This window comes from Brachybacterium tyrofermentans (genome assembly GCF_014897585.1).
Taxonomy (GTDB): Bacteria; Actinomycetota; Actinomycetes; order Actinomycetales; family Dermabacteraceae; genus Brachybacterium; species Brachybacterium tyrofermentans.
On the sequence record NZ_JABUXW010000014.1, the window covers coordinates 52,549 to 68,542 of the forward strand.

Annotated in this window: 13 protein-coding genes; 7 read left to right on the forward strand and 6 right to left on the reverse strand. The window is 71.2% G+C overall.

Translation table 11 applies throughout. The annotated features are described in order from the left end of the window. Nucleotide 1: 1 nt before the first annotated feature. Genes INT49_RS11715 through INT49_RS21155 form a run of 5 tightly spaced genes read left to right on the forward strand, consistent with a single transcriptional unit; the run spans nucleotide 2 to nucleotide 4,873 of the window. Nucleotides 2-1,087: an ABC transporter permease gene (locus tag INT49_RS11715; protein ID WP_193117927.1), complete on the forward strand. Its 1,086-nt coding sequence runs from the start codon at nucleotides 2-4 to the stop codon at nucleotides 1,085-1,087. Next, nucleotides 1,084-1,974, forward strand: coding sequence for an ABC transporter permease (locus INT49_RS21150; RefSeq protein ID WP_226850360.1), 891 nt, complete (start codon nucleotides 1,084-1,086; stop codon nucleotides 1,972-1,974). Before INT49_RS11715 ends, INT49_RS21150 begins: the two co-directional genes overlap by 4 nt. After that, nucleotides 1,971-3,632, forward strand: coding sequence for a dipeptide ABC transporter ATP-binding protein (locus INT49_RS11720; protein ID WP_226850362.1), 1,662 nt, complete (start codon nucleotides 1,971-1,973; stop codon nucleotides 3,630-3,632). The genes INT49_RS21150 and INT49_RS11720 overlap by 4 nt, the downstream gene beginning before the upstream one ends. Next, nucleotides 3,629-4,516: an acyl-CoA dehydrogenase family protein gene (locus tag INT49_RS11725; protein ID WP_226850364.1), complete on the forward strand. Its 888-nt coding sequence runs from the start codon at nucleotides 3,629-3,631 to the stop codon at nucleotides 4,514-4,516. The genes INT49_RS11720 and INT49_RS11725 overlap by 4 nt, the downstream gene beginning before the upstream one ends. A gap of 6 nt (nucleotides 4,517-4,522) precedes the next feature. Further along, on the forward strand, nucleotides 4,523-4,873 hold the full coding sequence (locus INT49_RS21155) for an acyl-CoA dehydrogenase family protein (protein WP_319021596.1): 351 nt from the start codon (nucleotides 4,523-4,525) through the stop codon (nucleotides 4,871-4,873). A 27-nt stretch (nucleotides 4,874-4,900) separates the two neighbouring features. Here the strand turns inward: INT49_RS21155 and INT49_RS11730 are convergent, their stop codons facing one another. The 3 genes from INT49_RS11730 to INT49_RS11740 all read right to left on the reverse strand — a co-directional run bounded on the left by INT49_RS11730 (nucleotide 4,901) and on the right by INT49_RS11740 (nucleotide 7,128). Continuing rightward, nucleotides 4,901-6,175, reverse strand: a complete 1,275-nt coding sequence (locus tag INT49_RS11730) for a YeiH family protein (protein WP_319021597.1) — start codon at nucleotides 6,173-6,175, stop codon at nucleotides 4,901-4,903. Continuing rightward, complete coding sequence (locus tag INT49_RS11735; protein WP_193117929.1) at nucleotides 6,172-6,315, reverse strand: hypothetical protein; 144 nt, start codon at nucleotides 6,313-6,315, stop codon at nucleotides 6,172-6,174. Before INT49_RS11735 ends, INT49_RS11730 begins: the two co-directional genes overlap by 4 nt. Nucleotides 6,316-6,477: 162 nt before the next feature. Beyond that, complete coding sequence (locus tag INT49_RS11740; protein ID WP_193117930.1) at nucleotides 6,478-7,128, reverse strand: mismatch-specific DNA-glycosylase; 651 nt, start codon at nucleotides 7,126-7,128, stop codon at nucleotides 6,478-6,480. Between the two features lie 53 nt (nucleotides 7,129-7,181). On the opposite strand from INT49_RS11740, the gene INT49_RS11745 reads away from it, so the two are divergent. Further along, nucleotides 7,182-7,745 (forward strand): thymidine kinase, encoded by a 564-nt coding sequence (locus INT49_RS11745; RefSeq protein WP_193117931.1) that lies wholly within the window; start codon nucleotides 7,182-7,184, stop codon nucleotides 7,743-7,745. A gap of 68 nt (nucleotides 7,746-7,813) precedes the next feature. On the opposite strand, the gene INT49_RS11750 is transcribed toward INT49_RS11745, so the two are convergent. Next, nucleotides 7,814-8,314, reverse strand: coding sequence for a hypothetical protein (locus INT49_RS11750; protein ID WP_193117932.1), 501 nt, complete (start codon nucleotides 8,312-8,314; stop codon nucleotides 7,814-7,816). Between the two features lie 406 nt (nucleotides 8,315-8,720). Here INT49_RS11750 and INT49_RS11755 point away from each other — a divergent pair, with 406 nt between their 5' ends. After that, on the forward strand, nucleotides 8,721-12,332 hold the full coding sequence (locus tag INT49_RS11755) for a GH92 family glycosyl hydrolase (RefSeq protein WP_226850367.1): 3,612 nt from the start codon (nucleotides 8,721-8,723) through the stop codon (nucleotides 12,330-12,332). Nucleotides 12,333-12,684: 352 nt separating this feature from the next. Here INT49_RS11755 and INT49_RS11760 read toward each other — a convergent pair whose 3' ends face one another. Together INT49_RS11760 and INT49_RS11765 are read right to left on the reverse strand one after the other, a co-directional pair. Then, entirely contained in the window at nucleotides 12,685-13,527 is an 843-nt protein-coding gene (locus INT49_RS11760; RefSeq protein WP_226850369.1) for a YwaF family protein, read from the reverse strand. Nucleotides 13,528-13,799: 272 nt separating this feature from the next. Further along, complete coding sequence (locus tag INT49_RS11765; RefSeq protein ID WP_193117933.1) at nucleotides 13,800-15,941, reverse strand: PTS fructose transporter subunit IIABC; 2,142 nt, start codon at nucleotides 15,939-15,941, stop codon at nucleotides 13,800-13,802. Nucleotides 15,942-15,994 lie beyond the last annotated feature (53 nt).

The following is a 15,994-nucleotide window of genomic DNA, read 5'->3' on the forward strand; positions in this document are numbered from 1 at the left end:
GATGACTGTGAAGACTCTCGACAGCGCGCCGGACCCGACCGCGGTCGGGGCGGTCCCTGCGGCCACCCCCGGGACTGCCCACGGGGCGGCCCCCGAGGTGATCCCTCCCAGCGGCTCCCTCCAGCCCTCACCCGCCCGGTGGCGGGCTCTGGCCCGCCGTGCCGCCGCTCAGCTGGGCTCGGCGATCCTCCTGCTGTGGGCGGTCGCGACGATCGTGTTCTTCCTCCAGCACATGGTCCCCGGCGATCCCGCGCTCGCCATCCTCGGCGGGGCCTCGGCGAACCCTCCGCAGGAGACGGTCCAGGCGGTCCGTGAGCAGTACGGCTTCGACCAGCCGATCCTCGTGCAGTACGTCGCCTTCCTGGGCGGCCTGCTGCACCTCGACATCGGCGAGTCCTACACGATGAAGGAGTCGGTGCTCGCCGTGATCGGCGAGCAGATCGTCCCCACTCTCCAGCTCACCGCCACCGCGCTGCTGATCGCCTGGGGGATCGCCCTGGCGCTGACGCTGGCCAGCGCGGGCCGCTCGGGCCTCGTGGGCAGGATCGGCTCGGCGATCGAGGTCGTCTTCGCGGCGCTGCCCCACTTCTGGCTGGGCGTCGTGCTCCTCGTGGTCTTCGCCGTGGTGCTGCAGTGGCTGCCGGTCGTGGACGGCGGACCGCTCGGCCTGATCCTCCCGTCGCTGACCCTCGGCATCCCGCTGGGCGGGTTCCTCGCCCAGGTCACGCGCGACGAGTTCGATGCCGCGCTGCGCGAGCCCTTCGTGCTCTCGGCCCGCTCCCGGGGCGCGACGCTGCACGACGTGCGGTGGCGCCATGTCCTGCGGCACGCGGCCCTGCCCGGCATCGCGCTGTCGGGATGGGGGCTCGGATCGCTGATCTCCGGCGCCGTCGTCGTCGAGGTGATCTTCTCCCGGCAGGGCATCGGCCAGGTGCTGGTCAGCGCGGTCACCGCGCAGGACCTACCGCTCGTGGTCGGGGTGACGTTCGTGGTCGCCCTGGTCTACGTGGTCGCCAACCTCCTCACGGATCTCGCCTATGTCGCAGTCGACCCCCGGCTGCGCACCTCGATCGGACGTGCCTCATGACGCTGCTCGCTCCAGCTCCCGACACCGCCCTCGCCGCGGAAGCCCCGCGTCCGCCGTCCCGGGCGGCGCGTCGCGGTCCGCTGCGCCGTCCCGGCGTCCTGCTGGCCGGTGGCGTCGTCGGCCTCGTTGTGCTCGCCGCGCTGGCCCCGGGACTGCTGGCGCACCAGGATCCGCTCGAGATCGACCTCGCCGCGAGCTTCGACGCCCCGAGCCTCCAGCATCCCTTCGGCACCGATCAGTCCGGCCGCGACGTGTACAGCAGGGTCGTCCATGGCGCGGGTCAGTCGCTGACCATCGGACTGGGCGCCACGGCGATCGGGCTGCTGGGAGCGCTCGCCCTCGGCCTCACCGGCGGTCTCGGCGGACGATTCGCCGATGTGGCCGTGACCCGCGTGATCGAGGTGCTCTATGCCTTCCCCGGCATCCTGCTCGCCCTGATCCTCATCGCCGTCTACGGCAACAGCGCCCTCACGCAGATGGTCGCGGTCGGGGTGGCCTCCATGCCGGGCTACGCCCGGATGGTGCGCGGTCAGGTGCTGTCGGTGAAGGGCTCCCTCTACGTCGAGGCGGCCCGCTCCCTCGGCCATTCACCGCTGAGGATCCTGCTGCGCACGATCCTCCCCAACACGTTCCGCCCCCTGACCGTGCTCATCACGCTGGGCATCGGCCAGGCCATCGTCTGGGCCGCAGCCCTCGGCTTCCTGGGCATGGGCGTCCAGCCGCCCACCGCCGAATGGGGCGCGATGCTCAACGCCGGCCGCAACTACATCCAGCAGGCCTGGTGGATGGACTTCTTCCCCGGCATCACCATCGTCCTGTTCACCCTGTCGCTGACCGTGATCGGTCGTCACCTCCAGCGCGCCACCGATTCCGGAGCTGCCCGATGACCCCGCCGACCTCCCCGACCCCGCTGATCACCGCCGAGAACCTGGCGATCGCCTTCGACGGCACGCCCGTCGTCCACGACGTCTCCTTCACCCTGCGTGCCGGCAGCTGCCTGGGGATCGTGGGCGAATCGGGCTCCGGGAAGTCGGTCACCGCCCGCAGCCTGCTGGGTCTGAACAGCTCGAACGCCACGGTCACCGGGACCAGGCTCGAGGTCGGCGACGATCCACTGACCGCGACTGATCTGCTGACCGCCACAGAGGAGCAGTTCCGCCGCCTGCGCGGGAGCCGGATCGGCTACGTCCTCCAGGACGCCCTGGTCTCGCTGGACCCCATCCGCACGGTGGGCGCCGAGATCGCGGAGCCGCTGCGGCTGCACGGCGTGCCGCGCGCCGAGCGGCCGGAGAGGGTCCGCGAGCTCCTCGCCGCGGCGGGCGTCCCCGAGCCGGAGCTGCGCGCGCGGCAGCTGCCCGGCGAGCTCTCCGGCGGGCTCCGCCAGCGCGCGCTGATCGCCGCCGCGCTCGCCCTGGACCCGGAGATCCTCCTCGCCGACGAGCCCACCACGGCGCTCGACGTCACCGTGCAGGCCGAGATCCTCGCGCTGCTCGAGGACAACCTCTCCGAGGGCAGGGCGATCATCCTGATCAGCCACGATCTCGCGGTCGTGGAGCGCCTGGCCGATCATGTCCTGGTCATGAGGGAGGGTCGGGTCGTCGAGCAGGGACCCACCCGTGAGGTCCTCACCCGCCCGCAGCATCCCTACACCCAGCGGCTGATCGCCGCCGTGCCCTCGGCGCACTCGCGCGGGGAGCGGCTGTCCGCTGCGCCGCCCCAGCAGATCCTGCCGGACCGCACCTCGCAGTCCGAGCGCCCCGTCGACGTCGGCCCCGTGCTGTCCGTCCAAGGGGTCTCCAAGAGTTATCGGGGGCCCGACGGCCGCGATCGCACGGTGGTCGACGACGTCTCCTTCGACCTCCACGCGGGGGAGACCCTGGGCATCGTCGGCGAATCAGGGTCCGGGAAGTCGACCACCGCCTGGATGTCCCTGGCCCTGACCCGGCCGACGACCGGCACGGTCCTGCTGGACGGCCTGCCCTGGTCCGAGCTCCCGGAGCGCACACGCCGCGCGCGTCGGCGGGGGATCTCCGTCGTCCATCAGGACTCGCTCGGCTCCTTCGACCCGCGGTGGACCGCCGGCCGGATCATCGCCGACGCCCTGCCCGCGGACGTCCCCCGCAGCGACCGCGCACGACGGGTCGGGGAGCTGCTGGACTCCGTCGGCCTCGCCCCCGAGCACGCCGCACGCCACCCCCTGTCCCTCTCGGGAGGGCAGCGGCAGCGGGTGTCCATCGCCCGCGCGCTCGCCACCGATCCCGAGATCCTCGTCCTCGATGAGCCCGTCTCGGCCCTCGACGTGTCGATCCAGGCGCAGGTCCTGGATCTGCTCGGCGACCTCCAGCAGGCACTGGGCACCGCCTACCTGTTCATCTCCCACGACCTCGGCGTCATCCACCACATCAGCGACCGCGTGCTCGTCATGCAGGGCGGCCGCATCGTGGAATCCGGGTCCGCCGACGAGGTCTTCTTCACCCCTCAGCACGACTACACCCGGCAGCTCGTCGACGCGCTGCCCCGCCCCCGACTCGAGGAGTCCGCATGACCGCCACCACCACTCGACCCGCACCCACCTACACCGAGCTGCGGGAGCGCTTCGCCCCCGTTCTCTCCCAGATCGCCGAGGGGGCGGCTGAGAGGGATCGTGATCGACGGCTGCCGCACGCCGAGGTGCGAGCGCTCGCCGAGGTGGGTTTCACCGCCGTCACCGTGCCCACGGCACACGGCGGCTCCGGCGCGGACATCGAGACCTTCTTCCGGCTGCTCATCGATCTCGGCGAGGCGGACTCCAACCTCCCGCAGCTGCTGCGAGCACACTTCGCCTTCGTCAACGACTTCCTGATCGGCAGCGAGGAGGGCGACCCCGGCGCCTGGTTCTCGGAGATCGTGCAGGGCGCGGTCTTCGGCAACGCCAGCCATGAGCGCAGCACCGCGACCGTCGGCGACCTCGCGACCACCGTGACCCCTGCGGCCGACGGATTCCGTCTCTCGGGGGAGAAGCACTACTCCACCGGCTCGATCTTCGCCGACTGGATCAACGTCTCGGCCCGCACCCCGGAGGGCCGGCGCGCCCGCGTCACCGTGGGGATCGCCGACGCCGGCGTCGACGTGCGCGACGACTGGGACGGCTTCGGCCAGACCCTCACCGGCAGCGGATCCACCCTGTTCACCGAGGTCCACGTGCCGACCGACCGGGTGCGGGTGCTCGAGAGCCGCGGGGACGGGGCCACCACCACGCAGACCTCCTTCCTGCAGCTGGTGCTCCTGGCCTCCCTGGTGGGCGCCGGCCGTGCCGCGCTCCGTGAGGGGATCGAGTTCGTGCGCTCACGCACCCGGGTCTACTCGCAGGGCAGCGGAACAACCGCGGCGACCGACCCGCTCGTGCAGCAGGTGGTGGGTCGGCTGTCCGCGCAGGTGGCGTCGGCCTAGGATGCGGTGCTCGCCGCCGCGCGGGCGCTCGCCCTCGCACAGGAGTCCGTCGGCGCACCGACCCCCGAGCACCTCACCGATGCCTCCGAGCTGCGCACCGTCCAGGCCCAGATCAGCGCGGTCGCAGACGTGCTCTCGGTGACCACGGAGCTGTTCGAGGTCGGCGGGGCATCGGCGACCTCACGGGGACGAGCGCTGGACCGTCACTGGCGCAACGCCCGCACCCTGGCCTCGCACAACCCGGTCATCTATCAGGAGCGTGCCATCGGGGACCGGCTGCTGAACGGAACCGATCTGCTCTACTTCTGGTCCACCGGGGAGAAGCGTTCTTCCGATCAGGAGAAGGGCCAGCAGTAGCTCTCGCTGACGGCGGCCGGCCGTGGGTCAGAACGTGAAGTTCCGGAACAGCAGCAGCGCGAGACCGAGGCCCACGAGGAGGTTGACCACGGTCGCCGCCGCGAAGACGACCACGGGCTTCCAGCCGGCCTCCTTGGCGCTGGAGATGTTGAACTCCAGCCCGATGGATACGAAGGCGAGGGTCAGGGCCCAGGTCTGCAGCTCCTTGGCGGCGTCGAGCCGCGGCTCGAGCACGTCGGCCGGGAGTGACTGAGCGAGCACTGTGGCGATCACCGAGGCGAGCAGGAACCCGAGCACGAACTTCGGGAAGCGACCCCACAGCATGCCGAGGGAACGGCGGCCGGCAACGGGCGCGGCGGGGGAGGAGCTGGCAGATGCCGAGCCCGCAGGGATCGAGCCAGTGGCGACCGCGCCGGCAGTGTCGGCGTCGGCCGGGGCGGCGCGGAACGCGAAGAACAGGGTCAGCAGCACGGCGACCACACCCAGGAGCGCATTCTGCGTGACCTTCACGATCGAGGCGATCTGCAGGGGCTGCTCACCGGCCATCGCACCGGCCGCGGTGACCGCCGCCGTGGTGTCGATGTTCCCTCCGATCCAGGCTCCGGTGACCGCCGGGGACAGGCCCATCACTCCCGCGAGCCACGGCAGCAGGAAGATCGAGGGCACCGCGAACACGATCACGAGGGTGGCGGTGAAAGCGAGCTGCTCCTTCTTGGCCTGCACGGCGCCGGCGGCCGCGACGGCCGCCGAGACCCCGCAGACCGACAGGGCGGTTGCGAGTAGGGCCCGCAGCTTGTCATCGATCCCGAGCAGCCCGGCGAACCACCAGGTGAACAGGAAGACGATCGTGATCAGGGCGACCGCCTGCAGCACCGCGGGGCCGGCGGCCCGGACCACCACCGCGAAGTTGATGGTGGCCCCGAGCAGGACCAGCCCGATCTTGATGAAGAGCTCGGTGCGGAAGGCGGCGGTCATCCTGGCGCGCACGCCCGTCAGCGAGAGCACCGCGTTGCCGAGGAAGCCGAGCGCGATCGCGTAGACCGGGAACTCCACGGACTTCGCGATGCGGCCCATCCCGGTGCCCTCGGTCACCGCCGGGACGAGGTCGGTCAGCACTTTCACCACGGCCGCCAGGGCGAGCACGACGAGCAGACCGAGCACGGTCCACAGCGCGGAGGCGCGGCGCGGTGCCTCGGGGTCTCCCTCGCCCGCGGAGGACTGCTCGGGGACGCGGCGATCGACGAGCGGGGTCCCCGCGGCGTCGACGGGTTCGTCCCTCACCTGGGGATCGACGGTGCTCACGGGATCAGCTCCGGGGAGATCAGGCCGAGCAGGCAGACGGCGAAGATCAGCAGGCCCAGGATCGTCGCGATCCAGTCCTCGCTCAGAGAGAACCGCTTGTGGTCATCGGGATACTCAGGTCGCTCATCGGTGCTGGCCACCGCTGTCTCCTCCGGTTGGGGACGGGATCTGCACCCTGGCGATCATGCCGAGAGGTGCAAAGTTCTGCTAGGCACCCTAGGTGAGGACCATCGCCCTGTCCCCGTGTCCGTTCACAGTTCGCCGTCTGTGCATCGAGCCCGCAGGCGGGAGCCATGCACCGGTCAGCTGATGTTCTCCTGGGCCAGGCCGGCATCGCGCGCGACGTCGCGCCAGGTCTCGGCGAGGGAGTCGACCGTCGCATGGGCGTTGAGGCCGCTGGGCTGGTGCATCACCCACAGGGTGACCTCCGTGGGCCAGCCCGGGACCAGCTCCGGGTCCTGCCGACCCATCCGGGCGTGGGGCAGGCCGAACGCGGTGCGGAACGCGGTGATGCCGGCGACTGCGACCGCATGTGGCCGCAGGGACTCCGCGCGGGCGGCCAGCTCGCGGCCGCCGACGCGCAGCTCCTCCCGGCTGAGCTCGTCCGCGCGAGCCGTCGCGCGCGCCACGAGGTTGGTCATGCCGATGCCTCGTGCGCGCAGCTCGCGCTCGTCCTGCTCCGCCAGCCCGCGCGAGGCATCGACGAGGCGGGAGGTGAGCCCCGCGCGGTGCAGGGAAGGCCAGAACCTGTTGCCGGGCCGGGCGAAGGGCGCGTTGACCGCGGCGGTCCACAGGCCAGGGTTGATCCCCACGATCAGCAGTCGCAGGCGCTCCCCGTGCTCGGGGTCCGGCATCACGTCCTCGAGCACGGATCCGTCCGAGCCGGCGAAGGCGGCCAGATCGTCACGGGTGGGCCTGCGCCCGTCGAGGGGAGAGACGCGGCGGATGCTCATGCGGGCACTGTAACCGGGGCCGTCCACGCGCGGCCTGCGCGTACTGTGATCGCATGCGTCCTTCAGAGGCAGGTCGTCTCCACGTCATCGCCGGGCCGATGTTCGCCGGCAAGACCGAGGAGCTGCTGCGTCGTGTGCATCGCGCCGAGCTCGCCGGGCTCCGGGTCGAGGTGTTCGGCCACCGGCTCGATGACCGCGGCGGGCAGGACAGGCTCAGCACCCATATCGGCCGCACGGTGCCTGCGAGGATGCTCCAGAACGCCCAGGAGCTGCGCGATGCGGTCACGGGGGAGCGCCCGGATCTGGTGGCGATCGATGAGGCCCAGTTCTTCGGCCCGAGCATCGTCGAGGCCGTCGAGGAGATCCTCGTGGCCGGGATCCTGGTGGAGGTCGCCGGTCTGTGCGTCACCTATGACGGCGGCCCCTTCGAGCCGATCCCCTCCCTGATGGCGCAGGCGGAGGAGGTCGTGAAGCTGACCGCGGTATGCACCGTGTGCGGCGCCGACGCCGCCTTCCACATCCGTCTGCTCGACTCCGACGCCGACGCGCTGCAGGCGACGGCCGAGCAGATCGGCGGCACGGAGCTGTACCAGGCCCGCTGCCGAGCACATCGCTGACCCTGTGCGGTGTGCGGTGTGCGGTGTGCGGTGTGCGATGAGCCGCGACGCGCGCGGCGGCACTCCGATCAGGTGATCGGTTCGCTGCCCGGCTCGACGGTCTCGACGAGGTCGAGGTCCCACTGGCCGTCGATGCGGCGCACGTAGAAGCGCGCGTCCACGGATTCCGACTGACCGTCCGCGGTGAACGTCTCGGTGACCTCGAAGATCGCGTAGCCCTGACGGTTGGTGCGATCGGTGACCTCGTAGTCCACGCCCGAGACCCCGGCGATGTTCTCATCGAACACGGCGCAGGAGGTCAGACCGGTCGCCTGCTGGAACTCGTCGGTGGTCGACTCCATGAACAGCTCGCAGTCGGCGGACTGCAGCGAGGAGTAGAAGTCATCGAGGGTGTCCTCGGGATTGCCGCGGTCCAGGATCCGCCACCCGATGAATATCGCGAGCGCCGCGACCAGCAGCAGACCGAGCAGGGCCACTCCGCCCACCACGAGCCAATGCCAGGTAGGCCGCTTCGGCCGATCGGTCGGAGCCTTCTGCGGCATGTTCGGTGATGCCTGGGCGTACGCCATGTTGTTCCCCCGAGTGCTTGCGTCGTCGTCCCTCCAGTATTCCGCATCGGGACGCCGCCCCGTGCCTCCCCCGATGGGGAGAGGTGCCCATAGCGCCGCAGCCCTGTGCCTCCCGTGATGAGGAGAGGGCCCATAGCGCCGGAGCCCTATGGCTCCCGTGATGAGGAGAGGTACTCGTCGCCCCGCCGCCGGGCGCCTCCTTCCCGAGGTGGGGAAGGCGTATCCAGGGGCGTGAGGTGATGAGGGAGGCCGTATATGGCGGAGCCTGCACACCTGGTGCCTGTGGATATAGGTGGAGGGGGCGGACCACGAAGCCTGCGCAATCGGGTGCCCAGGGGGCAGGTCCTGCCGCGCCGCGCCGGACGGGACCTGCCTCGAGCCCGCCGTGGTCGTTAACCTTGAGCGCATGATCGTCACCGCAGACCCGGGACCCGTCGGCTCGCCCACCAGCAAGGACGCCGCAGGCTTCCTCGCGACCTCCGCACTGCGCTACGAAGCCGGCGCCGCAGAGAGCTCCGAGACGACGCTGCCGGTGCTGGAGGGCCTGGCCTCCGTGGTGGGTCGCACCATCGAGCGCGGCGATGTGCTGCGGTTCTACGTGTATCCGCAGCTGGATGCGGAGCTGACCTGGGGCGCCACGCACGTCTCGATCGATCTCGTGTTCAAGGACGGCTCGCGCCTCTCCGAGCTCGACCCGCGCGATCAGTACGGGACCCCGGCCACCGCCGCCGGGATCGGCGAGGGGAAGATCCTGTACGCCGACCAATGGAACGACGTGCAGGTCGCGCTCGACACCGCCGTCGGCCGCACCATCGCCGAGGTGCTGCTGATGGCCGCGATCCCGGATGGTGACGACGACGAACAGCCCGAGGGTGCTCCCGCCGCGGATCCGGCACCCGCTGGTCCAGAAGTGAGCATGCTGGACGTCGACCTGGAGCGGAGCGACCTGTCGGGGACGGTCCTGGCACAGGCCGATCCGTCCCTCGGGGCATCGCAGATCGCGTCCTGGGACCTCGGTGACGAGAGCGATCTCGAGGACGATCCCGTGGAGGAGCAGGCCCCGGCGGACGACGCCGGCCTGACCACGAGGGGTGTCGCCGTCATCTCTGCGACAGATGAGGGTGCCACGGCGCACGATGGGCCGACGACACCGACAGCACCGGCGGCGGCAGATGCCGCCACGGGAGCGGTCGACGACGCCGCCCCGATCGAGCCCGCCACCCCGATTGAGCCCGCCGCCCCGATCGAGCCCGCCGCCCCGATCGAGCCCGCCGCGCCCGTGGAGCTCATCGGCTGGATCGACGGCCCCTACGTCGGCCCCCTTCCCGCGGACCCGCCCCGCGAGGACTACGTGGCCTGGGTGGACACCCGGCGCGGCACCTACGCCTCCGGCGACTTCTCCCGCGGCAACAACCTTCCGCTGACCGCCGTGCCCAACGGCTTCGCGTTCTTCACCCCGGTGACCGATGCGCGCACCCGGCGCTGGCTGTACGAGTACCACCGGCGCAACGGTGAGGACAACCGTCCCCGCCTGCAGGGACTGGCGATCTCCCACCAGCCCAGCCCCTGGATGGGGGACCGCAATCAGTTCGTGCTCATGCCGATGCAGGGAGATTCGCCCGTCGCCACCCCGGCCGCCCGCGCTCTGGGCTTCGACCATGCCCAGGAGACCGCGCGCCCGGACCTCTACGAGGTGGCGCTCGACGGCGGGACCGCGCTGCGGCTGGCGCCGACCGACCACGGCGCCGTCTGCGAGATCGACTACTCCGCCCAGGGCGGCACCCCGCACCTGCTGCTCGAGGGCGTCGACGAGCACAGCCGCATCGACGCGGCCGGTGCCGTGTTCGACGGCACGATGCGCGCGTGGGTCGACTCGGGCCTGGCCGAGGGCTATGAGCGGGCCGACGGGGCCACCCGGATGTTCGTCGTGGCCGAGGTGGATCCGGCCCCGATCTCGGTCGCCGCCGCGCAGGGGGAGTCCACCGGCAGCGTGCTGACCTTCGCCGAGGGCACCCAGCACGTCACGGTGCGCCTGGTCACCAGCTTCATCGGTGTGGAACAGGGCCGTCGCACCTTCGCCCAGGAGGTGCAGGGTCGGTCCCTCGAGCAGGTGCGCGAGGACGCGCACGCCGCGTGGACCGAGCGCCTGCGGGTCATCGAGCCGGGGACCGCGACCCCGGCCCAGCGGCGCACCCTGTACGGGAACCTCTACCGCCTGAACCTCTACCCCAACTCCCAGTGGGAGAACGCCGGGACGTTGCAGCGGGTCTCTCCGATGCACGCGAGCCCGGTGCGCCCGCCCAAGGGCGATGCCACCGACTCCCGCACCAACGCCCAGGTGCTTCCGGGGACGCTGTATGTCAACAACGGGTTCTGGGACACCTATCGCACCGCGTGGCCGGCGTACGCGCTGCTCTACCCGGAGGTGGCCGCCGAGATCGCCGACGGCTTCGTGCAGCAGTACCGCGAAGGCGGCTGGATCGCCCGCTGGTCCTCGCCCGGCTATGCGGACTGCATGACCGGCACGAGCAGCGACGTCGCTTTCGCAGATCTCGCCGTCAAGGGCGTGGCCCTGCCCGATCCGGTCGCCGCCTACGAGTCCGGCCTGCGCAATGCGACCGTGACCCCGCCGATGACGGAGGTGGGGCGCAGGGGCAACGAACGCGCCGTGTTCACGGGATACGTCGATACCGACACCGAGGAATCCGTGTCGTGGGCCCTCGAGGCGCACATCAACGACTTCGGGCTCGCCGCCCAGGCCGAGCTGCTGGCGGCGTCGACGGAGGAGGTGCGTCACGCCGCGCAGCTCCACGAGGAGGCCGCCTACCTGCGGTCGCGCTCCGTGAACTACCCGCTGCTGTTCGATCCGGCCATCCACTTCTTCCAGGGTCGGCGGGCCGACGGCGCCTTCGCGCAGAGCCCCGAGGAGTTCGACCCGCGTGCCTGGGGAGGGGACTTCACCGAGACCGACGGCTGGAACTTCGCCTTCCACGTCCCGCACGACGGGGAGGGCCTCGCCGCCCTGTTCGGCGGGCGGCAGTTCCTGCGCGCGAAGCTCGACGAGTTCTTCTCCACCCCGGAGCGGGCAGATCTCAAGGGCACCTACGGCCACGTCATCCACGAGATGGATGAGGCCCGCGCGGTGCGGATGGGACAGTTCGGGGTCTCCAACCAGCCTTCGCACCACATCCCCTTCCTCTACCACCACGCTGGGGCACCGGAGATCGCCTCGCAGGTGGTGCGCGAGGTGCACCGTCGGCTGTTCGTGGGCGAGCAGATCGGACAGGGCTACCCGGGGGACGAGGACAACGGCGAGATGAGCGCCTGGTGGCTGCTGACCGCGCTGGGCCTGTACCCGCTGCAGCTCGGCACCGGCCGCTACCACCTGGTGGCGCCGCTTTTCGACCATGTGCACGTCAAGCCGCTGGGCGGGGAACCGTTCACCGTGATCGCCGAGCACGGCGACGCGGGAGCCGACTGCATCGTGGGCATGACCCGCGATGACACGGAGCACCGCGATGCCTGGATCGACCACGCGGACCTGCGCGGTCGCCTGCACGTCGCGCTCGGCTCCCGGGCCGACGCCGAGGCCTCGGACTGGGGTGCCGTGCCGCCGTCGGCCACTCCTGTGGGGCACCACCCGCAGCCGTTGCGGGACCTCTTCAGCGCGGACCCCTCGGATCCGCTGCGGGATGACGACTCGCGGACCGAGCAGACCTGGGACACCTCGAGCGTCGTGATCGATCTGCCCGAGCTGGGCGAGCCCCTCGTGACCCGGTTCCTCACCCTGACCTCCTCGGCGGAGACCGGCGGTGACCCGATCGCCTGGCGGCTCGAGGGCTCGCAGGACGGCGAGTCGTGGGAGCTGCTGGATGAGCGCACGGAGCAGAGCTTCCGCTGGCGTCGGCAGACCCGTCCCTTCCAGATCCCCTCGCCACGCGGGTTCACCCACCACCGGCTCGTGATCACCACGGCCCAGGGCCCGCTGCGTCTGGCGGAGCTGGAGCTGCTGGCCTGACCGAGCGCCCGGGTCCTCGCAAGGGTTCGTGTCCTCGCGCCCTCGCGCCCTCGCGCCCTCCTGCGCTCGTGCGCTCGGGCCCGCGCGCCTGGGCGCCTGCGTGCCTGATGCCCGTCTACCGTCCCGCCTGCGTGCCTGATGCCCGTCTACCGTGCCGCCTGCGTGTCTGATGCCCGCACGCCGTCCCGCCTGCGTGACTGATGCCCGCACGCCGTCCCGCCTGCGTGCCCCGCGGGCGCTCCGTCACGGACGGGCCGATGCTGAGGCCAGTTGGCGATATCGCCAGGGCTCGTCACCATCGGCCCGGCCGTGTCACGATCGGCCAGCTCGTGACACCATCGGCCCGGCCGTGTCACGATCGGCCAGCTCGTGACACCATCGGCCCGTCCGTAGCACGAGGGCCCGGGCCTGGCTCATCCTGGAGGCGGCGGCGCAGCAGCGCACCGGGTTCGATGGCTGGGGTTCCGCGGCGGGCGTCGAGCGCGGTCCACGGCCAGGTCATCAGCGCCCACACCACGGCGATCGCCATGGCCTCGACCAGCAGGTACTGCGGCCAGGGGCCCATCACGTCCAGGATGCTGGGGCCGGACGGGGCGCGGTTGAGATAGCCGTAGTTCGCGCCGGTCAGCGCGTTCCCGGTGATGGCGATGCCCGCCCACGCCACAGTCGCCGCATAGGCGATGCCATAGCCGCGCCAGGTGGGGCGGTAGCCGAGCCCCCAGGTCAGCACGATGGGGGCCAGGACGCCGCTGATATGGGCGAACCAGTACTCGGTGAACTCCAGAGGGATCCACACGTAGTAGTTCACATCCGGGGTGAGCACCGACTGCATGTTCAGCGTCAGCCCCCAGAAGTAGGTGACCGCGATCGCCCAGGGTGCCCGGGTGATCAGGGCCAGCGGCACGATGAAGCGCAGTGCGTCGGAGTAGTGCAGCGGGAGCGACTCGTCGATGTTCCAGGACCAGGGCAGGAAGCCCCATGCCGTCCAGAGCACGCTGTTGGCCAGGAGGATCCACCCGGCCACGCGCAGTGAACGGTCCACCAGCTCCGCGCGCGTTGTGCGGGCCCAGATGACCAGGCCGAGCGCGGCGACCACGGTCAGGGCGAGGACGCTCAGATGGGCGCTCCCGTAGGCAGGCATGTGGCCCAGTGGGCCCGCGACGAGCGTGCCCGCGCCCGGATCGGTTCTCGGCATCCCTGTCCTGTCTCCTCGCATCGTGCCCGTCGGGCGGACCTGGCCGTCGTCGTGGCGAACACCAGGTCCGAGACTACGAGAGCGCCCCGCCGTGGCGGGGCGCTCTGCGCAATGTCGTACGGGAACTACGGGAACTACGGGAACTACGGGAACTACGGGAACTGCGGGAACTGCGGGAACTGCGGGAACTACGGGAACTACGGGAGGAACTGCGAGAACTGCGGGAACTACGGGAACTGCGGGAACTGCGTGCCGTGCGGGGCCCGTCAGGGTCAGGCCGTCGCGACCTGCTTCCGGCTCGCGGTCTCCTTGAGCACGGTGACCACGGCGGCGGCGACGACGGTGCCGGCGATGACTGCGAGGAGGAAGCCCCAGATCGGGCTGATCGCGAAGGCGACGAAGATGCCGCCATGGGGCGCCTGCGAGCCGACGCTGAACGCCATGATCAGAGCGCCGGTGACGGCGCCGCCGGTCATCATCGAGGGGATCACGCGCAGCGGGTCGGCTGCGGCGAAGGGGATCGAGCCCTCGGTGATGAAGGCCGCTCCGAGCAGCCAGGCGGTGGTGCCGTTCTCCCGCTCGACCGGGGTGTACAGCTTCCTGCGCACCACGGTGGACAGCGCCATCGCGAGCGGCGGCACCATGCCGGCGGCCATCACGGCGGCCATGATCTGGAAGGAGGCCTCGGTGCCCTGCGAGAGTCCCGCGGTGGCGAAGAGGTAGGCCGCCTTGTTGACGGGGCCACCCAGGTCGAAGCACATCATGAGGCCGATGATCACGCCGAGCAGGATCGCGGAGGAGCCGGACATCCCGGTCAGCCCGTCCTGGAGCGTGGTCATCAGCGAGGCGAGGGGACGGCCCAGGAACATCAGCATCAGGCCGCCCACGACGAGGGTGGTGAGCAGCGGGATGATCACGACGGGCATGAGCCCTGCGAGCCAGCGCGGCGGCTTCAGGGTGGTGAACCACAGAGCCACGAGCCCGGCGAGCAGACCGGTGATCAGGCCGCCCAGGAAGCCGGCGCCGACCAGCACGGAGACCGCGCCGCCGATGAACCCGGGGGCGATCCCGGGTCGGCCGGCGAGGCCGTAGGCGATGTAGCCGGACAGGGCGGCGACCAGGAAGCCCATGCCGAGGTTGCCGACGGTGAAGAACACGGAGCCGAGGTAGAGGGCGAGGCCCGCCCGCTCGGTCATCGCCTGACCGGTCGCCGCGTCATAGGGCATGTGGTCCGGGAGCGAGGTGAGCGTGTAGCCGGTGGCCACGTCCTGGGCCACGAAGGCGACGTCGAAGCCGGCGACGAGGAAGCCGAGCGCCATGAGCAGACCGCCGGCCGCGACGAACGGGATCATGTAGGACACGCCCGTCATGACCGAGGCCTGGATCCGCTTGGGCCAGGACTGCTGGCTCCCGGAGCTGGACGCGGACTCCGAGCCCTTCTCCGAGCTGCCCGATGCCGCGGGGACGCGTCGCGCCGAGGGATCCGAGGAGGCCGCGACGGCCTCGTCGATCATCTGCGGACCATGGGAGATGGCCCGCTTGACGGGATGCTCGACCAGCGGGAGGCCGGCGAAGCGCTCGCGGCCGGAGATGTTCACGTCAGCCGCGATGATCAGGGCGCTCGCGGCGGCGATCTGCTCGTCGGTGAACGGGGTGATGCCGCCGGAGCCCTGGGTCTCCACGTGCAGCTCGACGCCCTTGTCCTTCGCGGCGTTCTCGAGGGACTCGGCAGCCATGTACGTGTGGGCGATCCCGGTGGGGCACGAGGTGATCGCGAGCAGCACGGGCGCGTCGGCTGCCTCGGCGGTGCCTGCAGCGGCTGTGCCAGCAGCAGCTGTGCCTGCGGCAGCGCTCTCGGCGGCGCCTGCCCCGGCTGCGGAGCTCCCGGCGGGAGCGTCGGCTGTGGAGCTCCCGGCGGTCGCGGAGCCGGCGCTCGGCCCGGCGGCGGGCTGCGCCGACGGTTCGGGCTCGATCACGCCCATCACCAGGTCGGAGACCTCCTGGGGCTCCCGGGCGGCGCGCAGGTCGGCGAGGAACTCGGGACGGATCAGGGCGCGGGAGAGCTGGGCGAGCAGCTTCAGGTGCTGGTCGTCGGTGCCCGCGGGGGCGGCGATGCCGATGATGAGGTCCGCAGGCCCGTCTGCCGATCCGAAGTCGACCGGTTCGGACAGGCGCAGGAAGCCCAGCGCCGCCTCGTGGACCGCGTCGGTGCGGCAGTGGGGGATCGCGAAGCCGCCGGGCATGCCCGTGGCGAAGGATTCCTCGCGCTTGAGCAGTCCGGCCTCGAGGCCGTCGCGGTCCGCGCGGCCGGTGGCGGAGATCAGATCAGCCATCAGGCCGATCACGGCGAGCTTGTCACCGGGAGGGGCCACCTCCAGGCGGACCAGCTCGGGGGTCATCAGTGATCCGGGCATGTGTGCTCCTTCGAACGGGCTGTCCCGCGGGGCGGGACGGGGAGAGGCAGGGG